Raw genomic sequence first — 24,614 nt, 5'->3', positions numbered from 1 at the left:
GAAGCGCCGATTTTTCGTTGAGGAACACCATGAAGAAAATTGTCATTGCCGCCGCATTTATCGTTAGCGGCCTGCTGGTGGGCTGCAATCAGCTTACGCAATACACCGTCAGTGAACAGGAAATTAATCAGGCGCTGGAAAAACATAACAATTTCTCCAAAGACATTGGTGTGCCAGGCCTTGCCGATGCGCATATCATTCTCACCAATCTCACCAGCCAGATTGGTCGTGAAGAGCCCAACAAAGTCACCCTCGCCGGGGATGCCAGCCTTGATATGACCTCCCTTTTTGGCAACCAGAAAGCCAACATCAAGCTCAAGCTGAAGGCACTTCCGGTTTTCAACAAAGAGAAGGGCGCGATTTTCCTGCAGGAGATGGAAGTGGTCGATGCGCAGGTTTCACCGGACAAGATGGCACCGGTTCTGCAAACCCTGATGCCCTATCTGAACCAGTCGCTGCGTAACTATTTCAATCAGCAACCGGCGTATGTCTTAAGCGAAGACAAAAGTAAGGGTGAAGCCCTTGCGAAAAAATACGCAAAAGGGATAGAGGTGAAACCGGGAGAAATCATCATTCCTTTCACCGATTAACCTGAAGGGCGCTGCGGCGCCCTTTTTTTTACGGAAAAGTGTGCAAACGAAAACGTTTCCGCTTATGATTTGTGTCCGGCAAAAACAGCCATCCTTATGACTGATTCCTGACAAGCCGGAGCTTCCATGACTGCACAACCCCAGGTTCTTAAAATCCGCCGCCCTGACGACTGGCATATCCATCTGCGCGATGGCGATATGCTGAAAACCGTCGTGCCTTATACCAGTGAAATTTATGGCCGCGCGATTGTCATGCCAAACCTGGTTCCGCCAGTCACCTCCGTCGATGCCGCGATTGCCTACCGCCAGCGCATTCTGGATGCCGTCCCGGCTGGACATAATTTCACCCCGCTGATGACCTGCTATCTGACCGATTCTCTCGATCCGGACGAAGTTGAGCGCGGGTTTAACGAAGGCGTTTTTACGGCGGCGAAACTCTATCCTGCAAACGCCACCACCAACTCCAGCCACGGCGTCACCAGCATTGATGCCATCATGCCGGTGCTGGAACGTATGCAGAAACTGGGCATGCCGTTGCTGGTACACGGCGAAGTCACGCATGCCGAGATTGATATCTTCGACCGTGAAGCCCGCTTTATCGAGACCGTGATGGAACCGCTGCGTCAGCGCCTGCCTGCGCTTAAAGTGGTCTTTGAACATATCACCACCAAAGACGCCGCAGAATATGTGCGTGACGGCAACGAGTTGATTGCCGCCACCATCACCCCACAGCATCTGATGTTTAACCGTAACCACATGCTGGTAGGCGGGGTACGCCCTCACCTGTACTGCCTGCCGATCCTTAAGCGCAACGTTCACCAGCAGGCGCTGCGCGAACTGGTTGCCAGCGGTTTCTCACGCGCTTTCCTCGGCACAGACTCCGCGCCTCACGCCCGCCATCGTAAAGAGGCGAGCTGCGGCTGCGCAGGCTGTTTCAACGCCCCTACGGCCCTTGCCAGCTATGCAACGGTATTTGAAGAGATGGACGCGCTGGAACATTTCGAAGCGTTCTGCTCCCTCAACGGCCCGCGCTTTTACGGCCTGCCGGTCAATGACACGTTCATTGAACTGGAGCGCAAAGCGAGCCAGGTGGAGGCATCCATTGCCCTGACGGATGATACGCTGATCCCCTTCCTGGCAGGCGAAACCGTCAACTGGACGGTAAAACGCTAAATAATCAACGCCCCTTGTTGTCAAACGAACAATATACCTGTATAAATAAACAGTATATTACACAGGGGGCATTTATGCGTATTGAAGTCACCATAGCCAAAACTACCGTTCTGCCTGCTGGCGCGCTTGACGCACTGGCAGGCGAATTATCCCGTCGTATTCATAACACCTTCCCCGACAATGCAGGCGCCGTCACTGTTCGTTACGCCGCGGCGAACAACCTTTCCGTCATTGGCGGTGCAAAAGAAGATAAAGATCGCATCAGCGAAATCCTGCAGGAAACGTGGGAGAGCGCGGACGACTGGTTCATCACAGATTAACACTGCTCCCTCATTGTGTTTTTTGCCGGGTCGCCCCGGCTTTTTTTTGCCTGAAATTCCAGAAAGTTCAAAATAATTCGGCAACTTCTTTAAAAATCGTGAACAAGATGGTGTTTTATTGCTCGAACAATCCTAAAAAGCAGAAAAATGTGTTGCTAGCTGTTTATTTTTCCCTTAGGAACCCTTATTACTTGTATACTGAAGTTGCTTTCAGAAAAACATGCATTGAACCTCGAAGTCGTTGTCTTCTAACACGCATTATGGGGGTTATAATGGAAAAGAATAGCGAAGTCATCCAGACCCACCCACTCGTTGGCTGGGATATCAGTACCGTAGACAGCTACGATGCACTGATGCTGCGTTTGCACTACCAGACCCCAAATCAGCTGAACCGTGAAGAAGCGGAAGTTGGACAGACGCTGTGGCTTACGACAGACGTCGCCCGTCAGTTTATTTCTATTTTAGAGGCAGGAATTGCAAAAATAGAATCTGGCGACTATCAGGAAAATGAGTATAAACGGCACTAACCGAATGCTCACTTTTCTTTCAACAGGCACCCACGCGGTGCCTTATTTATTTCCCGCTTGTTTGCACCCGCTTTGTTAATTACTCTGCTAAAAAAAACGTACGTGACGAGATGCATATGAGATATGACCTAATCATTATTGGCAGTGGCTCCGTAGGATCGGCCGCCGGGTATTACGCGACACAGGCAGGACTCAATGTCCTGATGATTGACTCTCACCTGCCGCCCCATAGCGAAGGTAGCCACCACGGCGACACGCGTCTCATTCGCCATGCCTATGGCGAGGGGGAACGCTATGTTCCGCTGGTGCTTCGTGCCCAGACGCTGTGGGACGAGCTGGCTAAAGAGACTGAAGAGCGCATTTTCGAACGTACGGGCGTCATCAATCTTGGCCCGGCCCGTTCGGAATTTCTGGCTAATGTGGAACGCAGCGCAAAGGCCTTTAATCTGGAGGTTGAGAAGCTGGACGCGCCGGCTATCACCGCGCGCTGGCCAGAAATTACCGTCCCGGACGATTATATTGGCCTCTTTGAAGCCAACTCCGGGGTGTTGCACTGTGAAACCGCCATCAAAACCTGGATCGACCTTGCCGCCAAAGCGGGCTGTGCGCAATTGTTTAACTGTCCGGTGGAGGCCATCACGCATAACGCAGATGGCGTGACGGTAACGACTCTGGACGGTGAATATTCGGCGTCTCGTTTGCTTATCAGCGCTGGAACCTGGGTCACCCGCCTGCTGCCAGACCTGCCGATCCAGCCCGTGCGTAAGGTCTTTTCGTGGTTCCAGTCGGATGGTCGCTACAGTGCCCAGAATAAATTCCCGGCGTTCACCGGCGAGTTGCCCAATGGCGATCAGTTCTACGGTTTCCCTTCCGAAAAAGACGCGCTCAAGATTGGAAAACACAACGGGGGGCAAGTTATCTCCTCACCTGACGAGCGTAAACCGTTTGGTGCTTGTCCGCAGGATGGTTCAGAAGCCTTCTCGTTCCTGCGCAATATTCTCCCGGGCGTGGGTGGCCTGCTCTACGGCGCGGCCTGCACCTACGACAACACGCCGGATGAAGACTTTATCATTGATACGCTGCCAGGACATGACAACACCCTGCTCATTACCGGGCTGAGCGGACACGGATTTAAGTTCGCTTCCGTGCTGGGTGAAATCGCCGCGCAATTTGCTCAGGGTATCACGCCTCAGTTTGATCTGACGCCCTTCTCACTCGCGCGTTTTAACGGATAATCGCTATGGGCTCCGGACAGTTCGGGGCCCGTTTTCTTTACGGTGAATCATGGGGCATTATGCGCAGGATCGTGAGTTTTCTCGTCAATAATATTCGCGAACATTTTATGCTCTATATCTTACTGTGGGCACTACTTGCGATCGTTGATTTTATTTACATTGTATTTTATTGAAAGCGTTGACTGACATTTATTGACGTTACTTTATGTTTATTTAATCTCTTTTCCCCTGCTTATTCCGCCTTGCACGAAGCCTTTGAATTACCTTTGCGGTTCCTTTTCAAAATTGCTGAAATAAATAAAATAAAAATCCATATACTCTTATTTCAGTTGCAATATCTTGCCTTCCCGTTCATTTTTACGTTTCGGTTAATTTGAAAATGGACATTCTGATGCAATTGCGTAACTCCTCCCGGCGCTACGGAATAATATCCATAAGTTTGCACTGGATATTTGCCATTGCCGTCTATGGCATGTTCGGACTTGGACTCTGGATGGTCACGCTCAGCTATTACGACGGCTGGTATCACCAGGCGCCGGAGTTGCATAAAAGCATCGGCGTTTTGCTGATGCTGGGGCTGATTTTCCGCGTGATATGGCGACATATCTCCCCGCCACCTGCAGCACCGAAGACCCACAGTAAATTGACCCGTTTCAGTGCTGTCGCCGCGCATATTGCGCTTTATGCGCTGCTCTTCGCCATTCTGATCAGCGGCTATCTCATTTCGACGGCAGACGGCAAGCCGATCAGCGTTTTTGGTCTGTTCGAGGTGCCAGCAACGCTCAGTGATGCTGGGGTTCAGGCCGACACGGCGGGGGTGGTCCACCTCTGGCTTGCCTGGAGCGTGGTGATCCTGTCCGTGCTGCACGGGCTTGCCGCCCTTAAACACCACTTTATTGATAAAGACGATACGCTCAAGCGCATGCTTGGCCGCTCGTCAATTGACTCTGGAGTATAAAATGAAAAAACACCTGCTGGGTATCGCACTGGGCTCTCTGTTATTCACCACCGGTTCCGCCGTGGCGGCGGATTATAAAATTGATAAAGAGGGCCAGCACGCGTTCGTCAATTTCCGTATTCAGCATCTGGGATACAGCTGGCTGTACGGTACCTTTAAAGATTTTGACGGCACATTCACCTTTGACGAGAAAAATCCTGCGGCGGATAAAGTCAATGTGACCATTAATACGAACAGCGTTGACACCAATCATGCTGAGCGCGATAAACACCTGCGCAGCGCAGAGTTCCTGAACGTCACTAAATTCCCGAAAGCGACTTTCACCTCTACGGACGTGAAAAAAGACGGTGATAAGTTGAATATTACCGGTAATCTTACCCTGAATGGCGTTACGAAACCCGTGACTCTGGATGCAAAATTGATCGGCCAGGGTGACGATCCGTGGGGGGGTAAACGCGCAGGTTTTGAAGCGGCAGGAAAAATTCACCTGAAAGATTTTAATATCACAACGGATTTGGGTCCGGCGTCTCAGGATGTTGAGCTGGTTATTTCTGTTGAAGGTGTGCAGCAGAAGTCATAATAGATTCGCCCGGCAGGATCTCGCCTGCCGGGCGTTATTATCATTCCGGGTCGGGAATACCCAGTTTGGTATTCAGACGGCCGCGTGATTTATTAAAAATCTTATTGCCGTTTTCTCGTCCCGCACGACGCCGACGCTGCTCTTCTTCCGGCAGAATACTCTCTTCACTGCACAGTTCACTGCAGCAACCGTTAAACTTCTCGGCACAGGCAGGGCACTGGATGAACAGCAGATGGCAACCGTCGTTTTTACAGTTGGTATGGGTATCGCACGGCGCACCGCACTGGTGGCACTGGGCAATAACGTCTTCCGAAATACGCTCACCCATACGCTCGTCAAAGACAAAGTTTTTCCCGATAAAACGCACCGGTAAACCCTGCTCGCGCGCGCGGCGGGCGTACTCGATAATGCCGCCTTCAATGTGCCAGACCTTATTAAAGCCGTTGTGCTTCATCCACGCGCTGGCTTTCTCACAGCGGATACCGCCGGTGCAGTACATAACGATTTTTTTATCTTTATGCTCCTGCATCATCTCAACCGCTTTAGGCAGTTGCTCGCGGAAGGTATCGGCCGGGATTTCCATCGCGTTCTCGAAATGCCCCACTTCGTATTCATAGTGGTTACGCATATCAATGAACACGGCATCCGGATCGTCCAGCATCGCATTCACTTCCGCGGCCTTCAGATATTCACCGACGTTCGCCGGGTTAAATTCAGGATCGTCAATACCGTCCGCCACAATGCGTTCACGCACCTTCATGCGCAGCACCCAGAAGGATTTCCCGTCATCGTCCAGGGCAATGTTCAGACGTAAGCCGTCGAGGGCGGGGTCGAAGCGATAAAGACACTCGCGGAAAGCGCTGACTTTGCTTTCCGGTACGCTAATCTGCGCGTTGATGCCTTCGCGGGCAAGGTAGACGCGCCCGAAAACGTTCAGCGCCGTGAAGGCCTGGTAAAGCGCATCGCGGGTCGCCTGCGGATCGTCGATCGTGAAGTATTTATAGAAAGAGATGGTTGTGCGCGGTTCGGTTTCAGCCAACATACGCGCTCTTAACATCTCATTCGACACGCGGTTGTGTAACACTGGCATGGTGTACAGTCCTGGAATCGTTAGAGAGAATGAAAAATCGGTCGGCATCATATAGCAAACAAAACCAATTTACATCCACACAATTTACGCTACATTTCACACACCCTGATTAATCAGGTTTAACAATTGCTCTCGTCGTACAGGTTTCGTTGGCAGATATTTTGGCAACGTCTCAAAAAATGCGACAATAGCGAAACAGGACGTTTGAACACAGGAAAGACATGACCCAGTTACCCAAATTTACCGTCGCCCTTTTGCACCCTCGCTATTGGATGACCTGGCTTGGCATTGGCTTTTTATGGCTACTGGTACAGCTTCCCTACCCTGTTATCTTCCGGTTAGGTAAATCGTTAGGCCGAATCGCGCTAACGTTCATGAAGCGTCGGGCGCGCATCGCGTACCGAAATCTTGAGCTGTGCTTCCCGCAGATGAGCGAGGCAGAGCGCCACGATATGGTCACGAAGAATTTCGAATCCGTCGGTATGGGGCTCATGGAAACCGGTATGGCGTGGTTCTGGTCAGATAAGCGCATGGCGCGCTGGAGCAAAGTGACGGGAACCGGCATGGAGCCCGTGCATACGCTTCAGGCTAACCAGACCGGCGTTCTGCTGATCGGGGTTCATTTTCTGACGCTGGAGATCGGGGCGCGGATGTTTGGCATGCAGGCGCCCGGCATCGGTGTTTATCGTCCAAACGACAACCCGGTTATCGATCTCATTCAGACCAACGGCCGCATGCGCTCCAATAAAAGCATGATCGACCGTAAGGATCTGAAGGGCATGATCCGCGCCCTTAAATCCGGTGAAGTGGTCTGGTATGCTCCCGACCACGACTACGGTCCGCAGTCGAGCGTATTTGTGCCGTTCTTCGCCGTTGAAGAGGCGGCCACCACCACCGGCACCTGGATGCTGGCACGGATGTCCAAAGCCGCCATCGTCCCCTTTGTGCCCCGCCGTATGCCGGATGGCTCAGGCTACGAGCTGATGATGCTCGAACCGGAGCTCGCGCCGCCGTTAGACGATGCAGAAACCACCGCGCGCTGGATGAACAGCGTTGTAGAGAAGTGCATCATGCTGGCCCCTGAGCAGTATATGTGGCTGCATCGCCGCTTTAAAACGCGACCACAGGGCACACCGTCCCGCTATTGATCCTCATGCGGCCCCATTCGGGCCGCCTCCTGTTTTAGCTTTAAAAGCGCTTCCGCATTGCGGCAATCATAACCCAGGCGCATAATTAGCAGGCTTATTACTTTATGCCTCAGGTGCTCAGCACCTCATTATGCGGAATGTTATGTCACCCTCAGATGCCCCCATAAACTGGAAACGTAACCTCACGGTTGCGTGGCTTGGCTGTTTTCTTACCGGTGCGGCGTTCAGCCTGGTTATGCCTTTCCTGCCGCTCTACGTCGAACAACTGGGCGTGACGGGCCACAGCGCGCTCAATATGTGGTCTGGACTGGTCTTCAGCATTACGTTTCTCTTCTCCGCGATTGCCTCACCCTTCTGGGGTGGCCTTGCCGATCGCAAGGGCCGAAAAATTATGCTCCTACGTTCTGCGCTGGGGATGGCCATCATCATGGCGCTGATGGGGGTCGCGCAAAACGTCTGGCAGTTCCTGGTATTGCGGGCATTGCTGGGTTTACTGGGCGGATTTATTCCCAATGCGAATGCCCTGATTGCCACGCAAATTCCGCGCCATAAGAGCGGCTGGGCGCTTGGGACGCTCTCCACCGGTGGCGTAAGTGGCGCCTTGCTGGGGCCACTGGCCGGAGGACTGCTGGCGGATAATTACGGCCTGCGCCCGGTCTTTTTCATCACCGCCAGCGTGCTGTTCCTGTGCTTTATCGTCACTCTGCTCTGTATCCGTGAGAACTTCACGCCTGTCGCCAAAAAAGAGATGCTCCATGCCAGAGACGTGCTGACCTCGCTTAAGAATCCCAGACTGGTGCTGAGCCTGTTCGTCACGACAATGATTATTCAGGTCGCTACCGGCTCGATTGCGCCAATTCTGACGCTCTACGTGCGTGACCTGGCGGGTGATGTCAGTAACATCGCCTTTATCAGCGGGCTGATTGCCTCCGTGCCCGGCGTGGCGGCGCTGCTTAGCGCCCCGAGGCTGGGCAAGCTGGGGGATCGGGTGGGCCCGGAAAAAATTCTGATCTGCGCACTGGTGATCTCCGTCCTGCTGCTTGTCCCCATGTCGATGGTGCACTCTCCGTGGCAACTGGGGGTTCTGCGCTTTTTACTGGGCGCCGCCGACGGGGCGTTACTGCCCGCCGTACAGACCCTGCTGGTTTACAACTCCACGAACCAGATCGCCGGACGAATCTTTAGCTATAACCAGTCATTTCGCGATATCGGTAACGTGACCGGACCGCTTCTCGGTGCAGGTATATCCGCCAGCTTTGGTTTCCGCGCCGTCTTTATCGTGACGGCGGGCGTGGTGTTGTTCAACGCGATGTATTCGTGGTTGAGTTTATCCCGCGCGTTACGCCCCACGACAGAATAAGGCGAAAGCCTGACGGCTTATTTTCGCATTCATACTTGCAGAATCCGATCTTCAGCTATTCTTTCCCTGAAACCTTCTGGAAAACAGGGAGACACCAATGACCATGTACGCCACGCTGGAAGAAGCTATTGATGCCGCTCGCGAAGAGTTCCTCGCCGACAATCCCGGTGTTGAGGAAGAAGATGCTGACGTGCAACAACTTAATATCCAAAAATACGTTCTGCAGGACGGGGATATTATGTGGCAGGCCGAATTCTTTGCTGATGAAGGTGAAGAAGGGGAATGTTTGCCGGTCCTGAGCGGTGAAGGCGCGCAGGCCGTCTTTGATGGTGATTATGACGAAATCGAGTTACGGCAGGAGTGGCTGGAAGAGAACACCCTGCACGAGTGGGATGAGGGCGAATTTCAGCTCGAACCCCCGCTGGATACGGAAGAAGGTCAAACCGCAGCCGATGAGTGGGACGAGCGTTGATTTACGCTACTCGTACGGGCCGTGGCTGGCATCGATGGGCAGCAACAGCGTGTCGAAAATCAGCGAAAACGGCAGATCGAGCACGGTCAGGTAGCGCCACGCGGAATCACGGACATCCCATTTCACACCCGGGTAATACTGATTCCCATGGCCCTGCCCTGGAATAGTGCGGCTGATGATGCTGCCGCAGCCGCTAAGCAGGCATGCCATCAGGACGACAATGATTATTCTCATAAGTTACCTCTAAAAAAATACCGGCGATTAAGCCGGTATTTTTATCTGGCGGGTGGCGCTACGCTTACCCGCCCTGGTTAACAACTTACTTCGCCTTCAGTGCAAGCGGATTCAGCTTCACGTCTTTGTAGTAGTTCACCCACGAAGAATACTTTTCCGGAGCGGACCATACGCGATAGTGAAGCCTTGCCATCGTGACCGGATCGCTCAGCAGCACCAGACGACGGTCGCGGTTGAGTTTTTCCGGCGTCTCGTTAAGCGCCTGCTCAACGTGACGATCGCGGGCAATCTCCAGCACATGACTTGCACGGTGACGCGCCGTCGCCATGGCTGTTGCCAGGGCGTTAAATGACGGGTTAAACACGGCGTGCATAAAGCCATCATCCAGCGTGCGATTGCGGTTCTGCTCCAGATAGGTATCGGTATCCACCAGCACCTTCGGCGGGGAGTACTCTTCCGGGATCAGGAACAGTTTCCAGCGTTTAGTCCGCAGTCCCACCGTTGAACGGCTGGAGATCACAGAGACGAACGGCGACAGGATCAGCGAGAAGACAATCGGCGCCAGCCAGAACAGGAAGCGCAGATCCAGCCAGGCCATGCCCGCCGCCCACACCAGCCCCAGCAGCAGCTGAGAACCGTGACGCATGAAGGCTTCGCCCCACGGCGTGGAGTCGTCATCACGCTGCGGTGAGTTCCAGACCACTTCCCAGCCCAGGAACGCACTGACCACAAACACGGTGTGGAACAGCATACGCACCGGTGCCAGCAGCACGGAGAACAGCACTTCCAGCAGCAGTGAAAGGGTCACGCGGAAGAAACCGCCGTACTCTTTCGAACCTTTGCACCAGATCAGGATGATACTGAGCAGCTTAGGCAGGAACAGCAGCACCATGGTAGACGCAAACAGTGCAATTGCCAGCTCCGGACGCCACTGCGGCCACACCGGGAACAGCTGGCGCGGTTGCAGGAAGTATTGCGGCTCCGTCAAAGCATGGACGACCTGCAATGCAGTAGAGAGCGCAAGGAACATGAACCACAGCGGTGCAGAGAGATAAGACATCACGCCCGTCAGGAACACCGCGCGGTGAACCGGGTGCATCCCTTTGACAAGGAACAGGCGGAAGTTCATCAGGTTGCCGTGACACCAGCGGCGGTCACGCTTGAGCTCATCCAGCAGGTTCGGCGGCAGCTCTTCGTACGATCCCGGGAGGTCGTAGGCAATCCAGACGCCCCAGCCCGCACGACGCATCAGCGCAGCTTCCACGAAGTCATGCGACAGAATAGAACCGGCAAACGAACCCTCACCTGGCAGCGGCGCCAGCGCACAGTGTTCAATGAACGGCTTCACGCGAATAATGGCGTTGTGACCCCAGTAGTGCGATTCACCCAACTGCCAGAAGTGCAGACCGGCAGTAAACAGCGGCCCGTAAACACGGGTGGCAAACTGCTGGCAGCGCGCATAAAGCGTGTCCATACCGGACGCTTTTGGCGAAGACTGAATGATCCCCGCGTTCGGGTTGGCTTCCATCAGACGCACCAGACCGCTCAGGCAGTCACCGCTCATGACGGAGTCCGCATCCAGCACCACCATGTAGCTGTACTGGTTACCCCAGCGACGGCAGAAGTCATCGATGTTACCGCTTTTACGCTTCACACGACGGCGACGACGACGGTAGAAGATCTGGCCTTCGCCCTGTACTTCTGCAATCAGCTCCATCCACGCTTTTTGTTCTGCAACGCAGATATCCGGGTTGTAACTGTCGCTCAGGATATAGACGTCGAAATGCGCCGCGTTGCCGGTCGCCTTGACGGACTCCCAGGTCGCACGCAGGCCCGCAAATACGCGGTCAACGTCTTCGTTACAAATAGGCATGATCAGCGCGGTACGGTGCTCAGGATTGAGGGGTTCATCCCCGACCGTTGACGCTGAAATGCTGTATTTGTCCCGCCCCATCAGCAATTGCAGGAAGCCCATTAGCGCGGTCCAGAAACCGGCCGAAACCCAGCAGAACAGAACTGCAAACAGCAGGAGGATGCCGCTTTGCAGGATATAAGGCAGTAGCTGCATGAAGGAGACCCAGAGATCCTGGCCCATCATGTCCGTTGGGTTAATAAACGCCCAGCCCTGGTAAGGCAGAATGGTTTTCATGTACCAGGTCGCGACAACCGTTTGTGCCAGCGTCAGAAGCAGCAGGATGTAACGGCGAATAGTCCCCACGGTACGCCATTTCTGCTCAGAGGCCTGCTCTTCTTTCGTCAGGCGTGACAGATAGCGCGGCGTCACATCACGCCCACGCAGGCGATCCCAGAAGCGGCCAACCGGGTTGGTGCGCCATGGATCGGGGAACATAGAGGAACGCGTCGCCTTCGGCATCGCCTGAAGCTGATCGCGTCCTTCGTCGTCTTTAATCAACTGCCCTTCTGCCAGCGAGTCTGGCCATGCCTGCTCCAGACGCGCTTTTACTGACCCCAGCGGCGTATCATCATCACGGGAAAACTGACGATGTTCACCATCCAGCGCGGTGTGAACCGCGCGGATGTCGCTCTTAGGCAGCGCCGCTTTTTCGATATCCGTCAGTGGCATGGCATCAATATATTCAGATGTATTATTCATTGGCAGGTAGCTGATAGCTCCAGGTTTCACTCAGCGGCTGATCGTCACTGACCAGCGCAGCACGCATTTCAGTGGTCTGTTTCGGATCTTTCACTTTCACGCGCAGGGTCAGACGCCAGCCTTTGGTTACCGGATTGTAACGCACCGTGTTTTCAACGATTTCACCGTTATCACCAATGCTGGCCTGAGCCGACACCGCCGTATCCGGAGACAGTTTCTTCATATCCTGGCCTGTGAAGTCCACGACAAACGCCACGGTACCGTCAGGCTGACGGATAAGGTTAGACTGCTTCACATCACCCGTTGAGCGGCGAGTCTGCATCACATACGCGTTATCCGGCGCATGCAGCTTATCTTCGTCGCGGCTGAAGGTAATGGTGTACTTGAAGTTCATCTCTTTGCCGGCTTCCGGCAGTTGATCCGGCGTCCAGTAAGCGACGATGTTATCGTTGGTTTCGTCGTTGGTTGGAATTTCAACCAGCTCTACCTTGCCTTTACCCCAGTCGCCTTTCGGCGTAACCCAGGCGCTTGGGCGCAGGTCATAACGATCGTCCAAATCTTCAAAGCGAGAGAACTGACGGCCACGCTGCAGCAGGCCAAAGCCCTGCGGGTTTTCCATCGCAAAGCTGCTTACTGCCAGATGTTTCGGATTATTCAGCGGACGCCAGATCCACTCACCGTTACCGGCATGAATAGACAGACCATTGGAGTCATGCAGTTCCGGGCGGAAGTTGGTTGCCGGCGACGGCTGGTTTGGCCCAAACAGGAACATACTGGTAAGCGGCGCAACGCCCAGTTTGCCCACTTTGTCACGCAGATAGACTTTAGACTGCACGTCAACGACCGTGTCACGACCCGGCATAATCACAAAGCGATAGGCACCGGTTGCGCGCGGGGAGTCCAGCAGCGCATAAATAGTCAGACGTTTGTCCGTTGGTTTTGGACGTTCAATCCAGAACTCGCGGAAACGCGGAAACTCTTCACCTGATGGCAGCGCGGTATCAATGGCCAGACCACGCGCAGAAAGCCCGTACACCTGCCCCGCGCCAATCACGCGGAAGTAGCTGGCGCCAAGCATGCTGACGATTTCGTCGTTTTTATCTTTGCTGTTAATCGGGTAAAGCACCTTGAAGCCTGCGAAGCCCAGGTCTTTCACCGTATCTTTGTCGTGTTGCACATTGCCAAAATTGAAGTAATCCGGGCTGTACTTGATCTTACGTACCGCGGTCGCCGTCACTTCATTGATGGCAACAGGCGTGTCGAAGTACATACCCTGATGATAAAATTCAAGCTTGAACGGGGTTTTAATGTTGTTCCAGTACGCTTTATCGTGATTGAACTGGATCTGCTGATAGTCCGCATACTTCATGTCGCGGAAAACGGAGGGCAAGTTACTTTTCGGCGCTTCGTAGCTCTTGCCTGCCATCGATTTTGCCTGTTTTGCGACATCGTCGATGTTAAAGGCCAGTGCCGATGAGGTATACAGTGATAACACGACTGCAGCACCCACCCAACGCATTTTCATCATCTGTGGTTTATGTTTCATAATAAGTAAGCACTTCCCCCTTTGTGTGCTTATATCGATCCGATCCATTTTAATGGAAACTCAGGCAATCCGACAACATAATCACTGCTTTGTTCAGCTACTGGCTCATGGATTAAGCAAATGAAAGAACCCGCGATTCACTTTGCGTGCTTATCCTGGAGACAGTGTGTCGGTCTTGGTGTAGGGTTGGCGTCGAATGTAACCATTATGAGTCTTAGGGATAAGACGAAAAGTCTGAGAATGCACAAAGTTATATGAGCACATCACCAACAGAACGTGAATATTTCCTCGACTCGATCCGGGCATGGCTGATGCTATTGGGGATCCCCTTTCACATTTCACTGATTTACTCCAGCCACACGTGGCATGTTAATAGCCAGATGCCCTCCTGGTGGCTCACGCTGTTTAATGACTTTATTCACGCCTTCCGTATGCAGGTGTTTTTTGTCATTTCAGGCTATTTCTCCTACATGCTTTTTTTACGCTATCCGCTGAAGCGCTGGTGGAAAGTCCGCGTAGAGCGCGTGGGTATTCCTATGTTGACCGCCATCCCGCTGCTGACGCTGCCGCAGTTCATTATGCTGCAGTATGTTAAAGGCAAAGCAGAGAACTGGCCGAATCTTACGCTGTATGAAAAGTACAATACGCTGGTCTGGGAACTGGTGTCTCACCTCTGGTTCCTGCTGGTACTGGTGGTACTGACCACGGTCAGCCTGGTGATCTTTAGCCGTCTGCGCCGTCATTTAAGCACGACCGCTGACGCCTTCTTCGCCAACGTCACGCTGGGCAAACTGTCGGTGCTCTTTTTGCTGCTTGGCGTTGCTTATGCCGCCGTGAGACGCACTCTGTTTATCGTCTACCCACCGATACTGAGCGACGGGTTGTTTAATTTTGTGGTGATGCAGTCGCTGTTCTACATTCCGTTCTTTTTAATTGGCGCACTGGCGTTTATTTATCCGAAGCTTAAAGCCTTGTTTACCACACCGTCACCGTGGTGCGCAGTGGGTGCCGCCTTCGCGTTTGCGGCCTATCTGCTGAACCAGCGCTACGGTAGCGGCGACGCCTGGATGTATGAAACGGAAAGCGTGATCACTATGCTGCTGGGCTTGTGGATGGTGAATGTGGTGTTCGCACTCGGCCACCGCTTGCTGAACTTTAAGTCCAGCCGCGTGACCTACTTCGTCAATGCTTCACTGTTTATCTATCTGGTGCATCACCCGTTGACGCTGTTCTTCGGGGCTTACATCACGCCGCATATCGCCTCTAACACGCTGGGCTTCTTTACCGGACTGGTGTTTGTAGTGGGCGTGGCGATCGTGCTCTACGAGATCCATCTGCGGATCCCTCTCCTGCGTTTCCTGTTTTCAGGCAAGCCCCAGACGAAAACTGCCTGAGCAGCGTGGCGCACTGACGGTGCGCCACGTTTGTTTCAACTCTCCAACGCTTGTCTGCGCTGCGCCAACAACCGCTGATACAGATGCAGGGTGTCTTCATCAAAACAGACAAAGGTCACCTTCTCTGGCAGCGGTTTCAGCGACAGGTAACGGTAAACGGTTTCTACCGCGATGGTCGCCGCTGCCGCCTTAGGATAACCATACACGCCGGTACTAATTGCCGGAAACGCCATCGTTTTGTATCCGTTGTCGGCGGCAAGCCGTAGGCAGTTTCGGTATGCCTCTTCCAGCAGACTCGCTTCATGGTGGTCGCCGCCCTGCCATACTGGGCCAACGGCGTGAATCACCGCTTTGGCCGGAAGGTTGCCCGCAAGCGTAATCACCGCATGGCCCGGCGGGCATTCGCCCTGTTGCTGACGCACGATTTTACAGGCTTCCAGCAGCTGCGGTCCGGCAGCGCGGTGAATAGCACCGTCAACCCCGCCTCCCCCCATCAGGGAAGGATTGGCCGCATTGACGATGACATCGACATGCTGGGTCGTAATATCGCCATGAATCACTTCAATTTGCGGTTTCATAAAAGCCCTCTGCTACCCGCCTTTTTCTTAAGTGTATCGCAGAGGGGTTATTGAGAAAAACGATCGGCGGTAAAACACGAATTAGCGGTACTGGATCTGAACCACTGCGAGCGTTTTTTCAGGATTAAGGTATTTCATATCCACTGTCGCCAGGCTGGAAGGTGTCGTCATGCCGTTCAGCGCATCGTCGTAACTGACCATACGGGTTTGCATACGGTTTTTATCCGGGCACGATACCGCCAGCTGCCGATGTTGCTGCGTAACTTCACACGGGTCAGCAACGATTGCACCGCGAAAGTGAATGACGCCCCCTTCCGCAAAAGTGGCCGAATGTGCAGGAACGATAAAGGCAGAAACGAGCAGGCCCAAACCTGAAATAAGATGTGCAAAATTGTGGGTCACGATAGGTACTCCTCAATGAAAATCGTCCATGAGGGGCAAACGCGCTTCATTATGTTAACGAAGTGTCACGTTACGGAACATTACGACACAGTTCCTGATAACAGCATAGCTCAACGGCACAGACCCGCCACCTTCGCAACATATTGATATTATGAATTATTAGAGCGCGCGCCCTCCAGGCGACCACTGTTGTGATAAATGAAGTGCTTTTCCATCAGTGACGGTTACCACGATCGTTACCGTGTCTCCCGCAGAGATATTTAAACTCAAGCGCATTAAATCAATCGCCTGATTAGCGGGGATAAAAAGTGTGTTTTGCTGGCGGGATGAACTTTGTCCACTCTGCCCTTCGCGCAAAGAAACAATCTGGACCTGACAATCACACGATTCCGTCAACGTGACCTGCGGAATAATGGTGGTCATATTGCCCTGCTGTGAGGTTTGAAAGGTTATCTGGCTCGACAGCGCGGCGAGGAGAATTAAGGTATTCATAATTAACTCCCGAAAAAAAACAGGGCATCAGCCCTGTTTTTTGTAGCACAGATGTCAGTATCAGTACTGATGAGCTGTCGCGTGGTTACCAAAGCCAATCTGGGTAACGTTGACGGTGGAGTTAGACGCCGTCTGGTCTACCAGTGCGCCGTTAAGGCCACCGTACTGGCTGACATTCATCACGGAATCTTTACTGTTCCACTGATCAAGTGTCGCACTGTTGCCAAATCCGTTCTGGGTCAGGTTAATGCTACTGTCGTCAGACCCCTGGCCAACGTCAGCGCCGTTACCACCACCGGTCTGGCTAATATTCAGAACTGAATTTCTGGCATCAGTCTGCAGGGCCAGCGCGGAGTTACCGCCACCATTCTGGTAAATATTCAGGGTTGAATTTGGGCCACCGTATCCGCCATGACCATGTCCATGACCCCATCCGCCCTGGTTAATCATACCAGCCATAGCACTACCAGAAACTACGATTGCTGCAAGTGCTGCCACTTTGATAAATTTCATGGTAAACCCCCATCGGATTGATTAAAGTCGTCGCGAAATAACTAGCGTTGAATAACGCGAATTGCCATCTGCGACTGTTTCTGCACTACAACTGCGGTTTTCTGCGTACCGTACTGCGTAATATTTGCTCTATTACCCGACCCTTTCTGGATAATTTTTGCACTATTACCATATCCATCTTGCGTAATACCTGCATCGTTCCCGTTACCGCTCTGATCGATCCAGGCAATATTGTAAGTCCCTGATTGATCAACTCTCGCTCTGTTGCCTGCACCATCCTGGGAAACGACTGACAAGAGTTTCGACCCTTCCTGGCGAATCTGAGCGTCATTAAATACGCCCTGTTGACCAATAATGGCTGCCTGATTTAATGATGAACGACTTAATTCATTAACCGCAAAATTAATTTCAGCATTCGCCAAATCAGTATTAGCCGCGGTTACAAATCCAGGCACACCCAGTAATGTAAACATCAAAAATAACGATGTGTTTTTCATGTTGTCACCCTGGACCCGGCTACCTGAAAACACCCTGTTCGTATTTCGTGTTAAACGACTCGTTTTTTTGTTAACGCGTCGTTACGGTGAAGAGTATGTCCGCTGAAACATTTTAAATATCTCACCCGCGTGGCTTATTTTTATTTATCAGGTCACCACAAAGTCGTAATTTGCAGAAAAAATACACATTACACAGGCTGGTTTAATTTTTTATAGAATATTTATACGCGTTGTGTCGTACAACGACGACAAGCCTGCCCACGCTTCCCTCCGCGTTGTTTAAGCGTAACGGCAGGATGGCATTTTGTTCATCACGTGACACAGGACGTGTTTTCTTAAGCCAGAGAGAGGAGAACATAATGGCTTAGAAAGTATCAGTTACTCATACCAAAGCTTAACGTCTCCAAAATAAAAATTAAGACATAAAATCAACCAGTTAATAAAATTTGTATGATTTTTAAAATCTGTGCACGCCTATTTATATGTACAACTTTCATATCAAATAACAACATTCAAAACAGCCAATATTCACAAATTAATATTGATTTTTAGGTGATGCTGCCAACTTACTGATTTAGTGTATGATGGTGTTTTTGAGGTGCTCCAGTGGCTTCTGTTTCTATCAGCTGTCCCTCCTGTTCAGCTACTGACGGGGTGGTGCGTAACGGCAAAAGCACTGCCGGACATCAGCGCTATCTCTGCTCTCACTGCCGTAAAACATGGCAACTGCAGTTCACTTACACCGCTTCTCAACCCGGTACGCACCAGAAAATCATTGATATGGCCATGAATGGCGTTGGATGCCGGGCAACCGCCCGCATTATGGGCGTTGGCCTCAACACGATTTTCCGCCATTTAAAAAACTCAGGCCGCAGTCGGTAACCTCGCGCATACAGCCGGGCAGTGACGTCATCGTCTGCGCGGAAATGGACGAACAGTGGGGATACGTCGGGGCTAAATCGCGCCAGCGCTGGCTGTTTTACGCGTATGACAGGCTCCGGAAGACGGTTGTTGCGCACGTATTCGGTGAACGCACTATGGCGACGCTGGGGCGTCTTATGAGCCTGCTGTCACCCTTTGACGTGGTGATATGGATGACGGATGGCTGGCCGCTGTATGAATCCCGCCTGAAGGGAAAGCTGCACGTAATCAGCAAGCGATATACGCAGCGAATTGAGCGGCATAACCTGAATCTGAGGCAGCACCTGGCACGGCTGGGACGGAAGTCGCTGTCGTTCTCAAAATCGGTGGAGCTGCATGACAAAGTCATCGGGCATTATCTGAACATAAAACACTATCAATAAGTTGGAGTCATTACCTGATTTTTACATCTTGTTACATGATTAACACTTGCTTTAAACTTCGTAAAAGCTAGATTGAAATTAGCTGTACGAAATTGGTTTTATATTTACCTCCCTGTGGAGGTTATGTTCTGATTCTACACACAGCAGTGCAACATCTGTCAGTACTTCTGGTGCCTTCCTCTTTTCAGGAGGGCAGCTGTCAGGTGCCAAAAATAAGTGGGGTTTCATCATGTATAATGAAGTCCATAGTTTACATGGTCATACATTACTGTTGATCACAAAACCTTCTCTGCAAGCGACAGCTTTATTACAACATTTAAAGCAATCTTTATCATTGAACGGGAAATTGCATAATATTCAACGTTCTTTTGATGATATTGCGCCTGGCAGCATCATTCTGTTTGATATGATGGAAGCTGATAAGAAGCTTATCCATTACTGGCAAGATAACTTAAGCAGGAAAAACAATAATATCCGCGTGTTATTATTGAACACTCCTGATGAATACCCTTTCAGAGATATTGAAAGCTGGCCGCATATCAATGGCGTGTTCTACGTCACTGAAGAAGAAGGCCGGGTGGTAGAGGGTCTGCAGGGCATATTGCGCGGAGAGTGTTATTTCTCGCAAAAGCTGGCCAGCTACCTCATCACGCACTCCGGTAACTACCGCTATAACAGTTCGGAATCCGCGCTGCTCACGCACCGTGAAAAAGAGATCCTGAACAAATTACGCATTGGTGCTTCAAATATTGAAATCGCCCGTTCGTTATTTATCAGCGAAAATACGGTAAAGACGCACCTTTATAATCTTTTCAAGAAGATAGCTGTTAAAAATCGAACTCAGGCTGTTTCATGGGCAAACGATAACCTCAGGCGTTAATCACATGAAGCGCACGTTGAGTTGGATCGCCGCAGCGAGTTTCTTGCTCGCTGCAGGGAACCTGCAGGCCGTCGAGGTCGAAGTTCCCGGATTGTTAACTGACCACACAGTCTCATCGATCGGGCACAGTTTTTACCGGGCCTTCAGTGATAAATGGGACAGTACTTACACGGGTAATTTAACAATCAACGAGCGGCCCAGTGCACGTTGGGGAAGCTGGATAACCATCACGGCTAATCAGGACGTTATTTATCAAACGTTTTTATTCCCCTCGAAAACAGACTTCGATAAAAACGTGGCCTTAGCACTGGCTCAAACTGAAGATGCTATTAATCGCCTGCAAATAGACAAAGCGCTATTAAGCACCAGCGATTTAGCAAAAGATGAGTTCTAGCGAACCGATATGCGGAGGCTGTCATGCGTATTGCATATGCAGTTGTTTCGATAATGCTTATTACCCCTCTTTGCTGGGGCGGAAATATGACGTTCCAGTTCCGTAACCCCAACTTTGGCGGTAACCCTAACAACGGTGCGTTCCTGCTGAATGAAGCTCAGGCGCAAAACTCCTATAAAGATCCCAGTTATAAGGACTTTACCGTTGATACCCCTTCCGCACTGGATAACTTCACCCAGGCTATCCAGTCGCAAATTTTAGGGGGATTGCTGACAAACATTAACACCGGCAAGCCCGGCCGAATGGTGACCAACGATTTTATTGTCGATATCGCCAACAGAGACGGACAACTTCAGTTGAACGTAACCGATCGTAAAACCGGAAAAACCTCCACTATTGAGGTTTCTGGCCTACAAAGCAATTCAACTGACTTTTAAACAATAGCTAAATAAGGACAACGATCATGCAGCGCTTCCTGATATTTGTTGCAGTGTGCTTATTGAGCGGTTGTTTAACTGCTCCGCCTAAAGAAGCTGCAAAACCAACATTAATGCCTCGGGCTCAGAGTTATCGTGATTTAACCCATTTGCCTTCTCCAACGGGCAAAATATTTGTCTCGGTATACAACATTCAGGATGAAACAGGGCAATTTAAGCCCTACCCGGCCAGTAACTTCTCCACGGCAGTGCCGCAAAGCGCCACCGCCATGCTGGTTACCGCACTCAAGGATTCGCACTGGTTTATACCGCTGGAACGCCAGGGGCTACAGAACCTGTTAAATGAACGAAAAATTATTCGTGCGGCACAGGAGAATGGCACCGTCGCGGACAATAACCGAATGCCTCTGCAGTCTCTGGCTGCGGCAAACGTCATGATCGAAGGCTCGATTATCGGATATGAGAGCAACGTTAAATCGGGTGGTGTGGGAGCACGTTACTTTGGGATTGGCGCGGATACCCAGTATCAGCTCGACCAAATTGCCGTTAACCTGCGTGTCGTCAACGTCAGTACCGGTGAAGTGCTCTCCTCGGTAAACACCAGCAAAACGATATTGTCTTATGAAGTCCAGGCGGGGGTATTCCGCTTCATCGACTACCAGCGTTTACTGGAAGGTGAAATTGGTTATACCTCGAATGAACCGGTCATGATGTGTCTGATGTCAGCCATTGAAACCGGCGTGATCTTCCTGATTAACGATGGTATCGATCGCGGGCTGTGGGATCTGCAAAACAAATCAGACGTGCAGAACCCGATCCTGGTGAAATACCGTGATATGTCCGTGCCTCCGGAATCCTGACAGGAAGCGCATAAAAAAGGCGAGATGATTATCTCGCCTTTTTTTATTCACTCACCGCGGTGATGTTTTGCGTTTTTTCCCGTCGCGCCGCCAGCCAGAGACCGCTGTTCTTCATGGCATAGCCAAACAGCAACCCCAGCGCCAGTGAAGGGACGACCAGCTTCCACTCCCCCTGTCCGGCAAAGGTCGCGCACGCCCCCATAAAGGTGCCCGGTACAAACGACAGCAGCAGATGCTTCGCCTGAATACACATCAGGAAGGCAACGACCCCCGTCATGACGTAGCCCAGGATCTCCAGATGCGGCGCAAGCGCGCTGCCTTTCATGATAACCAGCGCCCATATAACGCCGCTCATCAGCGTGCAACCAGAGATAAAGAGCCCTTTCAGCCCTCCCTGCGGGCAGGCGAAATAGGCCGTGCAGCCAAGGAAGCCAGCCCAGCTTAATAAACCGAGAGACACCGCCACCCATCCCCAGATACCGGAGAGAATGCCCGTCGTGATTGCAATACAAAGTAATATGTTCATGGTGCGCATCTTAGCAGATGCGCACCATGGAAATGAGATCAGAAGCACATTACGTGCAAGTTGAAATGTATCGTTGCAGAATTTTTGTGATTTAAATCACTCTTCACTCTCTTCTTCCAGCTCATCCCACATTGCTGCGATGGCGTCGCGCGTCAGCGGAGCCAGCGTTCTCCAGAACGGAGAGGTGGCGTGGGCTTCAACTTTCCCCAGGAAGGTTCCAACCCACGGCAGCAGATACGTCTCGAAGAGGATTTCGATGGCTTCATTTTCATCATCACCCGCGTTGTCTTCGATCCAGGAGGCCGCCAGCAGCAGAGTACCAATATGATCGGCTGGCGTATCGCTCAGCGGCATACCGCGCTCAGAGAGGAATGCCCGCACTTCCGCTTCGGTCGCCCCTTCCTGCCAGGCAGAACGGTAAGGCGAAACGCGGCACTCTTCCCCCACGAACAATGCGTTGTAGTCCGTTGAGATCTGCTGCATATCACAGCTTTTCTGCAGACGTTCCAGTAACTCATCCTGTTCCAGCGGCCAGTTCTGCGCCAGCTTACCCTCGCGAATGAGCGTAAACAGCGGAACCAACAGCGGGTCCTGCGGCTGGCGATAATACAGGGAGCCCAGCACGCGGCAAAGGATGGAGAATTCATTCATTGTGTTATTCCGTTATTCAATTAAAGGTCGGCAAATTCATCAACGGGCGTCATGCCGCGCGACTCCAGGAAGTCGAGCATACGGCGTGGCGTGACGTTCAGGATCTGTGCTTCCGGGAAATTGACGTCCTGCAGCACTTTCATGCACTCGCCAAAATCCCCCAGCGTGAAGGCCGTGTGCGAATCAGAGCCCAGCGCCACCATCCCTCCGGCATCACGCACGGCGGCTGCCACTTCGCGACAGTTGGCTTCACTGCCTTTACGCGAGTGCACGAACGAGGAGTTGTTAATCTCCAGCGCCACACGGTGTTTCGCGGCGGCCTGCGCCACTGCCTGAATATCAATAGGGTATTTAGGATTACCCGGATGGCTGATGATATGCACATTGCCGCTGGCAATGGTGGCAATCATCGCCGCGGTATTGGTCTCTTTATCCTGCGGCGGGAAAACCGGCTCATGGAAACCGGCAAGGATCAGATCTAAGGAGGTCAGCATCGGGCCGGTGCAGTCGATTTCACCGTCGGTGTTTTTGATGTTCGCCTCAATGCCGCGCAGTATCCCAATGCCATCCACCAGACGTGGCCAGATCCGCATATTCACAAAATGCCAGTAGTGCGGCGCATCCGCCATATCCGGGCCGTGATCGGTTATCGCAAAGAGCTTAATACCTTTTAGCTTTGCCTGGGCGATATAATCATGGAGGTTGCTATACGCGTGGGTGCTGGCGACGGTGTGCATATGCAGGTCAACGGGATACATCTTTCTCTCCTCTGCGGTTTTTCCAAAGGATAGCAGTTATCAGCGGCGAATATTAGCAAAAACCCGGCCAACGCCGGGTTTCTCTCAGTAGCCGCGCTGTCGGTCGACCTGACCGGTAACCGCGTTCCCCTTCTCTATTTCACCGATAGTATGCGAGATATAAGCCACCGCCTCAGCCGGTCGCGTCACGGCGGCGACATGCGGGGTCATTGCCACGCGAGGGTGTCGCCATAGAGGGCTTTCTTCAGGCAGCGGCTCACGGCTGTAAACATCCAGCATGGCACCTTTAAGCTTTCCGCTATCCAGCGCCTTCAGCAGATCCGGCTCCACCAGATGCACCCCGCGCGCAAGGTTCATCAGGTAGCTCCGATCGGCCAGCTGATTGAGCAAGGCTTCGTTGATAATCCCCACCGTTTCCGCCGTATTCGGCAGCAGGTTGATCAGCACGCGTGTGCCTTTCAGAAACGCCGGGAGTTCATCCGTTCCGGCAAAACTCTCAACGCCCGGATACGCTTTACGGCTACGGCTCCAGCAGCGTAACGGGAAGCCCCACGGGGCAAGGGCTTCAGCCACCTTTGAGCCCAACAGTCCCGCTCCGAGGATACCGACGGTAAACGCTTCACGTTGATATTCCGGCAGCGGCTCCCAGTGGGATTGCTGCTTAAAGGCCTGATAATCATCAAATCGACGGAACCAGTGCAGGACCTGGCTGACGGCATATTCCTGCATTTGCTGGCCCATACCGGTATCTTCCAGGCGGAACAGGGGGATATCTTCCGGCAGCATCTCCGGGTGTGCCTTCAGTTTGCTCAGAATGGAATCCACGCCAGCGCCAAGCGCAAACACGGCCTTCAGTTTGCGGCCCTGAAGCATCTCAACGGGTGGATGCCAGACCAGCGCATAGTCAGCATGTTCGTTATCGCCCCGCTTCCACTCACGAACGCGCGCGCCCGGCAGTGCTGCCGACAGTGCTTTAATCCAATAAGCCGTATCAAAAGTGGGGTGATAGAAGAGTATATCCATAGTCATTCCTGCCTTTTTTCGCGCTGTTTTGTTTTCATTTTCAAATGGATTGTCAGCA

General features: G+C 52.3%; 30 protein-coding genes. 17 read left to right on the top strand and 13 right to left on the bottom strand.

Annotated features, from left to right (window positions below):
- The first annotated feature begins 29 nt into the window (after positions 1-29).
- The 8 genes from BFV64_RS08370 to BFV64_RS08330 all read left to right on the top strand — a co-directional run bounded on the left by BFV64_RS08370 (position 30) and on the right by BFV64_RS08330 (position 5,383).
- Positions 30-590: a lipoprotein gene (locus BFV64_RS08370; RefSeq protein WP_014883353.1), complete on the top strand. Its 561-nt coding sequence runs from the start codon at positions 30-32 to the stop codon at positions 588-590.
- A 126-nt stretch (positions 591-716) separates the two neighbouring features.
- Entirely contained in the window at positions 717-1,763 is a 1,047-nt protein-coding gene (gene pyrC / locus BFV64_RS08365) for a dihydroorotase (RefSeq protein WP_045135503.1), read from the top strand.
- A 74-nt stretch (positions 1,764-1,837) separates the two neighbouring features.
- A complete protein-coding gene (dinI, locus tag BFV64_RS08360; RefSeq protein WP_014883351.1) occupies positions 1,838-2,083 on the top strand; it encodes a DNA damage-inducible protein I in 246 nt (81 codons plus the stop codon).
- Positions 2,084-2,355: 272 nt separating this feature from the next.
- Entirely contained in the window at positions 2,356-2,610 is a 255-nt protein-coding gene (bssS, locus tag BFV64_RS08355) for a biofilm formation regulator BssS (protein ID WP_008500827.1), read from the top strand.
- 116 nt (positions 2,611-2,726) lie between these two features.
- Complete coding sequence (solA, locus tag BFV64_RS08350; RefSeq protein WP_045135502.1) at positions 2,727-3,845, top strand: N-methyl-L-tryptophan oxidase; 1,119 nt, start codon at positions 2,727-2,729, stop codon at positions 3,843-3,845.
- Between the two features lie 59 nt (positions 3,846-3,904).
- Positions 3,905-4,018 (top strand): YceO family protein, encoded by a 114-nt coding sequence (locus BFV64_RS08345; protein WP_014883349.1) that lies wholly within the window; start codon positions 3,905-3,907, stop codon positions 4,016-4,018.
- A gap of 218 nt (positions 4,019-4,236) precedes the next feature.
- On the top strand, positions 4,237-4,803 hold the full coding sequence (locus BFV64_RS08335; protein WP_045135501.1) for a cytochrome b: 567 nt from the start codon (positions 4,237-4,239) through the stop codon (positions 4,801-4,803).
- Between the two features lies 1 nt (position 4,804).
- Positions 4,805-5,383: a YceI family protein gene (locus BFV64_RS08330; protein ID WP_014883347.1), complete on the top strand. Its 579-nt coding sequence runs from the start codon at positions 4,805-4,807 to the stop codon at positions 5,381-5,383.
- A 40-nt stretch (positions 5,384-5,423) separates the two neighbouring features.
- On the opposite strand, the gene trhO is transcribed toward BFV64_RS08330, so the two are convergent.
- The gene (trhO, locus tag BFV64_RS08325; RefSeq protein ID WP_014883346.1) at positions 5,424-6,473 is read right to left on the bottom strand and encodes an oxygen-dependent tRNA uridine(34) hydroxylase TrhO; all 1,050 of its coding nucleotides are present in this window, start codon (positions 6,471-6,473) and stop codon (positions 5,424-5,426) included.
- 221 nt (positions 6,474-6,694) lie between these two features.
- On the opposite strand from trhO, the gene BFV64_RS08320 reads away from it, so the two are divergent.
- The 3 genes from BFV64_RS08320 (at position 6,695) to BFV64_RS08310 (ending at position 9,453) form a co-directional block, all read left to right on the top strand.
- Entirely contained in the window at positions 6,695-7,621 is a 927-nt protein-coding gene (locus BFV64_RS08320; RefSeq protein WP_023332678.1) for a Kdo(2)-lipid IV(A) acyltransferase, read from the top strand.
- A gap of 142 nt (positions 7,622-7,763) precedes the next feature.
- Complete coding sequence (gene mdtG / locus BFV64_RS08315; protein WP_014883344.1) at positions 7,764-8,981, top strand: multidrug efflux MFS transporter MdtG; 1,218 nt, start codon at positions 7,764-7,766, stop codon at positions 8,979-8,981.
- Positions 8,982-9,078: 97 nt separating this feature from the next.
- Positions 9,079-9,453, top strand: a complete 375-nt coding sequence (locus BFV64_RS08310) for a MysB family protein (RefSeq protein ID WP_008500834.1) — start codon at positions 9,079-9,081, stop codon at positions 9,451-9,453.
- Between the two features lie 6 nt (positions 9,454-9,459).
- On the opposite strand, the gene BFV64_RS08305 is transcribed toward BFV64_RS08310, so the two are convergent.
- From BFV64_RS08305 to mdoG, 3 genes are all read right to left on the bottom strand, one after another.
- Positions 9,460-9,687, bottom strand: coding sequence for a YceK/YidQ family lipoprotein (locus tag BFV64_RS08305; RefSeq protein WP_014883343.1), 228 nt, complete (start codon positions 9,685-9,687; stop codon positions 9,460-9,462).
- Between the two features lie 85 nt (positions 9,688-9,772).
- Positions 9,773-12,301, bottom strand: coding sequence for a glucans biosynthesis glucosyltransferase MdoH (gene mdoH, locus BFV64_RS08300; RefSeq protein ID WP_023338244.1), 2,529 nt, complete (start codon positions 12,299-12,301; stop codon positions 9,773-9,775).
- A complete protein-coding gene (gene mdoG / locus BFV64_RS08295) occupies positions 12,294-13,847 on the bottom strand; it encodes a glucans biosynthesis protein MdoG (protein ID WP_032628846.1) in 1,554 nt (517 codons plus the stop codon). Before mdoG ends, mdoH begins: the two co-directional genes overlap by 8 nt.
- Positions 13,848-14,101: 254 nt before the next feature.
- Here mdoG and mdoC point away from each other — a divergent pair, with 254 nt between their 5' ends.
- Positions 14,102-15,241 (top strand): glucans biosynthesis protein MdoC, encoded by a 1,140-nt coding sequence (mdoC, locus tag BFV64_RS08290; RefSeq protein ID WP_023337083.1) that lies wholly within the window; start codon positions 14,102-14,104, stop codon positions 15,239-15,241.
- 35 nt (positions 15,242-15,276) lie between these two features.
- Here the strand turns inward: mdoC and ymdB are convergent, their stop codons facing one another.
- The 5 genes from ymdB to csgB all read right to left on the bottom strand — a co-directional run bounded on the left by ymdB (position 15,277) and on the right by csgB (position 17,723).
- A complete protein-coding gene (gene ymdB / locus BFV64_RS08285; protein WP_014883339.1) occupies positions 15,277-15,819 on the bottom strand; it encodes an O-acetyl-ADP-ribose deacetylase in 543 nt (180 codons plus the stop codon).
- 81 nt (positions 15,820-15,900) lie between these two features.
- Positions 15,901-16,221, bottom strand: coding sequence for a YmdA family protein (locus BFV64_RS08280; RefSeq protein ID WP_014883338.1), 321 nt, complete (start codon positions 16,219-16,221; stop codon positions 15,901-15,903).
- A gap of 159 nt (positions 16,222-16,380) precedes the next feature.
- The gene (csgC, locus tag BFV64_RS08275; RefSeq protein WP_023337081.1) at positions 16,381-16,713 is read right to left on the bottom strand and encodes a curli assembly chaperone CsgC; all 333 of its coding nucleotides are present in this window, start codon (positions 16,711-16,713) and stop codon (positions 16,381-16,383) included.
- Between the two features lie 60 nt (positions 16,714-16,773).
- Positions 16,774-17,226, bottom strand: a complete 453-nt coding sequence (csgA, locus tag BFV64_RS08270) for a curli major subunit CsgA (RefSeq protein WP_014883336.1) — start codon at positions 17,224-17,226, stop codon at positions 16,774-16,776.
- Between the two features lie 41 nt (positions 17,227-17,267).
- Complete coding sequence (gene csgB, locus BFV64_RS08265; RefSeq protein ID WP_069601914.1) at positions 17,268-17,723, bottom strand: curli minor subunit CsgB; 456 nt, start codon at positions 17,721-17,723, stop codon at positions 17,268-17,270.
- A gap of 606 nt (positions 17,724-18,329) precedes the next feature.
- Here csgB and BFV64_RS08260 point away from each other — a divergent pair.
- From BFV64_RS08260 to csgG, 5 genes are all read left to right on the top strand, one after another.
- Positions 18,330-19,027 (top strand): IS1-like element IS1B family transposase gene (locus tag BFV64_RS08260; protein WP_095033700.1). Its coding sequence is split into 2 segments (ribosomal slippage): positions 18,330-18,579 and positions 18,579-19,027, totalling 699 coding nucleotides; the frame shifts between segments, so codons are not numbered across the junction.
- A 229-nt stretch (positions 19,028-19,256) separates the two neighbouring features.
- On the top strand, positions 19,257-19,907 hold the full coding sequence (csgD, locus tag BFV64_RS08255) for a biofilm master transcriptional regulator CsgD (RefSeq protein ID WP_014883334.1): 651 nt from the start codon (positions 19,257-19,259) through the stop codon (positions 19,905-19,907).
- A gap of 4 nt (positions 19,908-19,911) precedes the next feature.
- The gene (gene csgE / locus BFV64_RS08250; protein WP_014883333.1) at positions 19,912-20,301 is read left to right on the top strand and encodes a curli production assembly/transport protein CsgE; all 390 of its coding nucleotides are present in this window, start codon (positions 19,912-19,914) and stop codon (positions 20,299-20,301) included.
- A 23-nt stretch (positions 20,302-20,324) separates the two neighbouring features.
- Positions 20,325-20,738 carry a curli production assembly/transport protein CsgF gene (gene csgF / locus BFV64_RS08245; protein ID WP_014883332.1) on the top strand — a complete coding sequence of 138 codons (414 nt, stop codon included), beginning with the start codon at positions 20,325-20,327 and terminating at the stop codon, positions 20,736-20,738.
- Between the two features lie 26 nt (positions 20,739-20,764).
- Positions 20,765-21,598 carry a curli production assembly/transport protein CsgG gene (gene csgG, locus BFV64_RS08240; RefSeq protein ID WP_014883331.1) on the top strand — a complete coding sequence of 278 codons (834 nt, stop codon included), beginning with the start codon at positions 20,765-20,767 and terminating at the stop codon, positions 21,596-21,598.
- A 43-nt stretch (positions 21,599-21,641) separates the two neighbouring features.
- Here csgG and BFV64_RS08235 read toward each other — a convergent pair whose 3' ends face one another.
- The 4 genes from BFV64_RS08235 to ghrA form a co-directional block, all read right to left on the bottom strand.
- Positions 21,642-22,124 carry a DUF1097 domain-containing protein gene (locus BFV64_RS08235; protein ID WP_072251815.1) on the bottom strand — a complete coding sequence of 161 codons (483 nt, stop codon included), beginning with the start codon at positions 22,122-22,124 and terminating at the stop codon, positions 21,642-21,644.
- A 96-nt stretch (positions 22,125-22,220) separates the two neighbouring features.
- Entirely contained in the window at positions 22,221-22,775 is a 555-nt protein-coding gene (locus BFV64_RS08230; protein WP_023332670.1) for a TorD/DmsD family molecular chaperone, read from the bottom strand.
- Positions 22,776-22,795: 20 nt separating this feature from the next.
- Positions 22,796-23,533: a phosphatase gene (locus BFV64_RS08225; protein ID WP_014883328.1), complete on the bottom strand. Its 738-nt coding sequence runs from the start codon at positions 23,531-23,533 to the stop codon at positions 22,796-22,798.
- Between the two features lie 84 nt (positions 23,534-23,617).
- Positions 23,618-24,556, bottom strand: a complete 939-nt coding sequence (ghrA, locus tag BFV64_RS08220; protein WP_069601913.1) for a glyoxylate/hydroxypyruvate reductase GhrA — start codon at positions 24,554-24,556, stop codon at positions 23,618-23,620.
- Between the last annotated feature and the right edge of the window lie 58 nt (positions 24,557-24,614).

The sequence above is a fragment of the Enterobacter kobei genome, from assembly GCF_001729765.1.
In the GTDB taxonomy this organism is placed as follows: Bacteria; Pseudomonadota; Gammaproteobacteria; order Enterobacterales; family Enterobacteriaceae; genus Enterobacter; species Enterobacter kobei.
The sequence above is the reverse complement of the archived record's forward strand: the minus strand, read 5'-3'. Positions and strand labels throughout refer to the sequence as shown.

Bases quoted from the DNA above. Each gene is read 5' to 3' on its own strand.
- BFV64_RS08310 (WP_008500834.1), top strand. From the start codon at position 9,079: ATGACCATGTACGCCACGCTGGAAGAAGCTATTGATGCCGCTCGCGAA.
- mdoC (WP_023337083.1), top strand. From the start codon at position 14,102: ATGAGCACATCACCAACAGAACGTGAATATTTCCTCGACTCGATCCGG.
- BFV64_RS08335 (WP_045135501.1), top strand. From the start codon at position 4,237: ATGCAATTGCGTAACTCCTCCCGGCGCTACGGAATAATATCCATAAGT.
- BFV64_RS08305 (WP_014883343.1), bottom strand. From the start codon at position 9,687: ATGAGAATAATCATTGTCGTCCTGATGGCATGCCTGCTTAGCGGCTGC.
- csgG (WP_014883331.1), top strand. From the start codon at position 20,765: ATGCAGCGCTTCCTGATATTTGTTGCAGTGTGCTTATTGAGCGGTTGT.
- solA (WP_045135502.1), top strand. From the start codon at position 2,727: ATGAGATATGACCTAATCATTATTGGCAGTGGCTCCGTAGGATCGGCC.
- BFV64_RS08370 (WP_014883353.1), top strand. From the start codon at position 30: ATGAAGAAAATTGTCATTGCCGCCGCATTTATCGTTAGCGGCCTGCTG.
- csgC (WP_023337081.1), bottom strand. From the start codon at position 16,713: ATGAATACCTTAATTCTCCTCGCCGCGCTGTCGAGCCAGATAACCTTT.
- mdoH (WP_023338244.1), bottom strand. From the start codon at position 12,301: ATGAATAATACATCTGAATATATTGATGCCATGCCACTGACGGATATC.
- bssS (WP_008500827.1), top strand. From the start codon at position 2,356: ATGGAAAAGAATAGCGAAGTCATCCAGACCCACCCACTCGTTGGCTGG.
- pyrC (WP_045135503.1), top strand. From the start codon at position 717: ATGACTGCACAACCCCAGGTTCTTAAAATCCGCCGCCCTGACGACTGG.
- csgD (WP_014883334.1), top strand. From the start codon at position 19,257: ATGTATAATGAAGTCCATAGTTTACATGGTCATACATTACTGTTGATC.
- dinI (WP_014883351.1), top strand. From the start codon at position 1,838: ATGCGTATTGAAGTCACCATAGCCAAAACTACCGTTCTGCCTGCTGGC.
- BFV64_RS08225 (WP_014883328.1), bottom strand. From the start codon at position 23,533: ATGTATCCCGTTGACCTGCATATGCACACCGTCGCCAGCACCCACGCG.
- csgB (WP_069601914.1), bottom strand. From the start codon at position 17,723: ATGAAAAACACATCGTTATTTTTGATGTTTACATTACTGGGTGTGCCT.
- csgE (WP_014883333.1), top strand. From the start codon at position 19,912: ATGAAGCGCACGTTGAGTTGGATCGCCGCAGCGAGTTTCTTGCTCGCT.
- trhO (WP_014883346.1), bottom strand. From the start codon at position 6,473: ATGCCAGTGTTACACAACCGCGTGTCGAATGAGATGTTAAGAGCGCGT.
- BFV64_RS08235 (WP_072251815.1), bottom strand. From the start codon at position 22,124: ATGAACATATTACTTTGTATTGCAATCACGACGGGCATTCTCTCCGGT.
- BFV64_RS08345 (WP_014883349.1), top strand. From the start codon at position 3,905: ATGCGCAGGATCGTGAGTTTTCTCGTCAATAATATTCGCGAACATTTT.
- BFV64_RS08230 (WP_023332670.1), bottom strand. From the start codon at position 22,775: ATGAATGAATTCTCCATCCTTTGCCGCGTGCTGGGCTCCCTGTATTAT.
- ymdB (WP_014883339.1), bottom strand. From the start codon at position 15,819: ATGAAACCGCAAATTGAAGTGATTCATGGCGATATTACGACCCAGCAT.
- csgA (WP_014883336.1), bottom strand. From the start codon at position 17,226: ATGAAATTTATCAAAGTGGCAGCACTTGCAGCAATCGTAGTTTCTGGT.
- mdtG (WP_014883344.1), top strand. From the start codon at position 7,764: ATGTCACCCTCAGATGCCCCCATAAACTGGAAACGTAACCTCACGGTT.
- mdoG (WP_032628846.1), bottom strand. From the start codon at position 13,847: ATGAAACATAAACCACAGATGATGAAAATGCGTTGGGTGGGTGCTGCA.
- BFV64_RS08320 (WP_023332678.1), top strand. From the start codon at position 6,695: ATGACCCAGTTACCCAAATTTACCGTCGCCCTTTTGCACCCTCGCTAT.
- csgF (WP_014883332.1), top strand. From the start codon at position 20,325: ATGCGTATTGCATATGCAGTTGTTTCGATAATGCTTATTACCCCTCTT.
- BFV64_RS08330 (WP_014883347.1), top strand. From the start codon at position 4,805: ATGAAAAAACACCTGCTGGGTATCGCACTGGGCTCTCTGTTATTCACC.
- ghrA (WP_069601913.1), bottom strand. From the start codon at position 24,556: ATGGATATACTCTTCTATCACCCCACTTTTGATACGGCTTATTGGATT.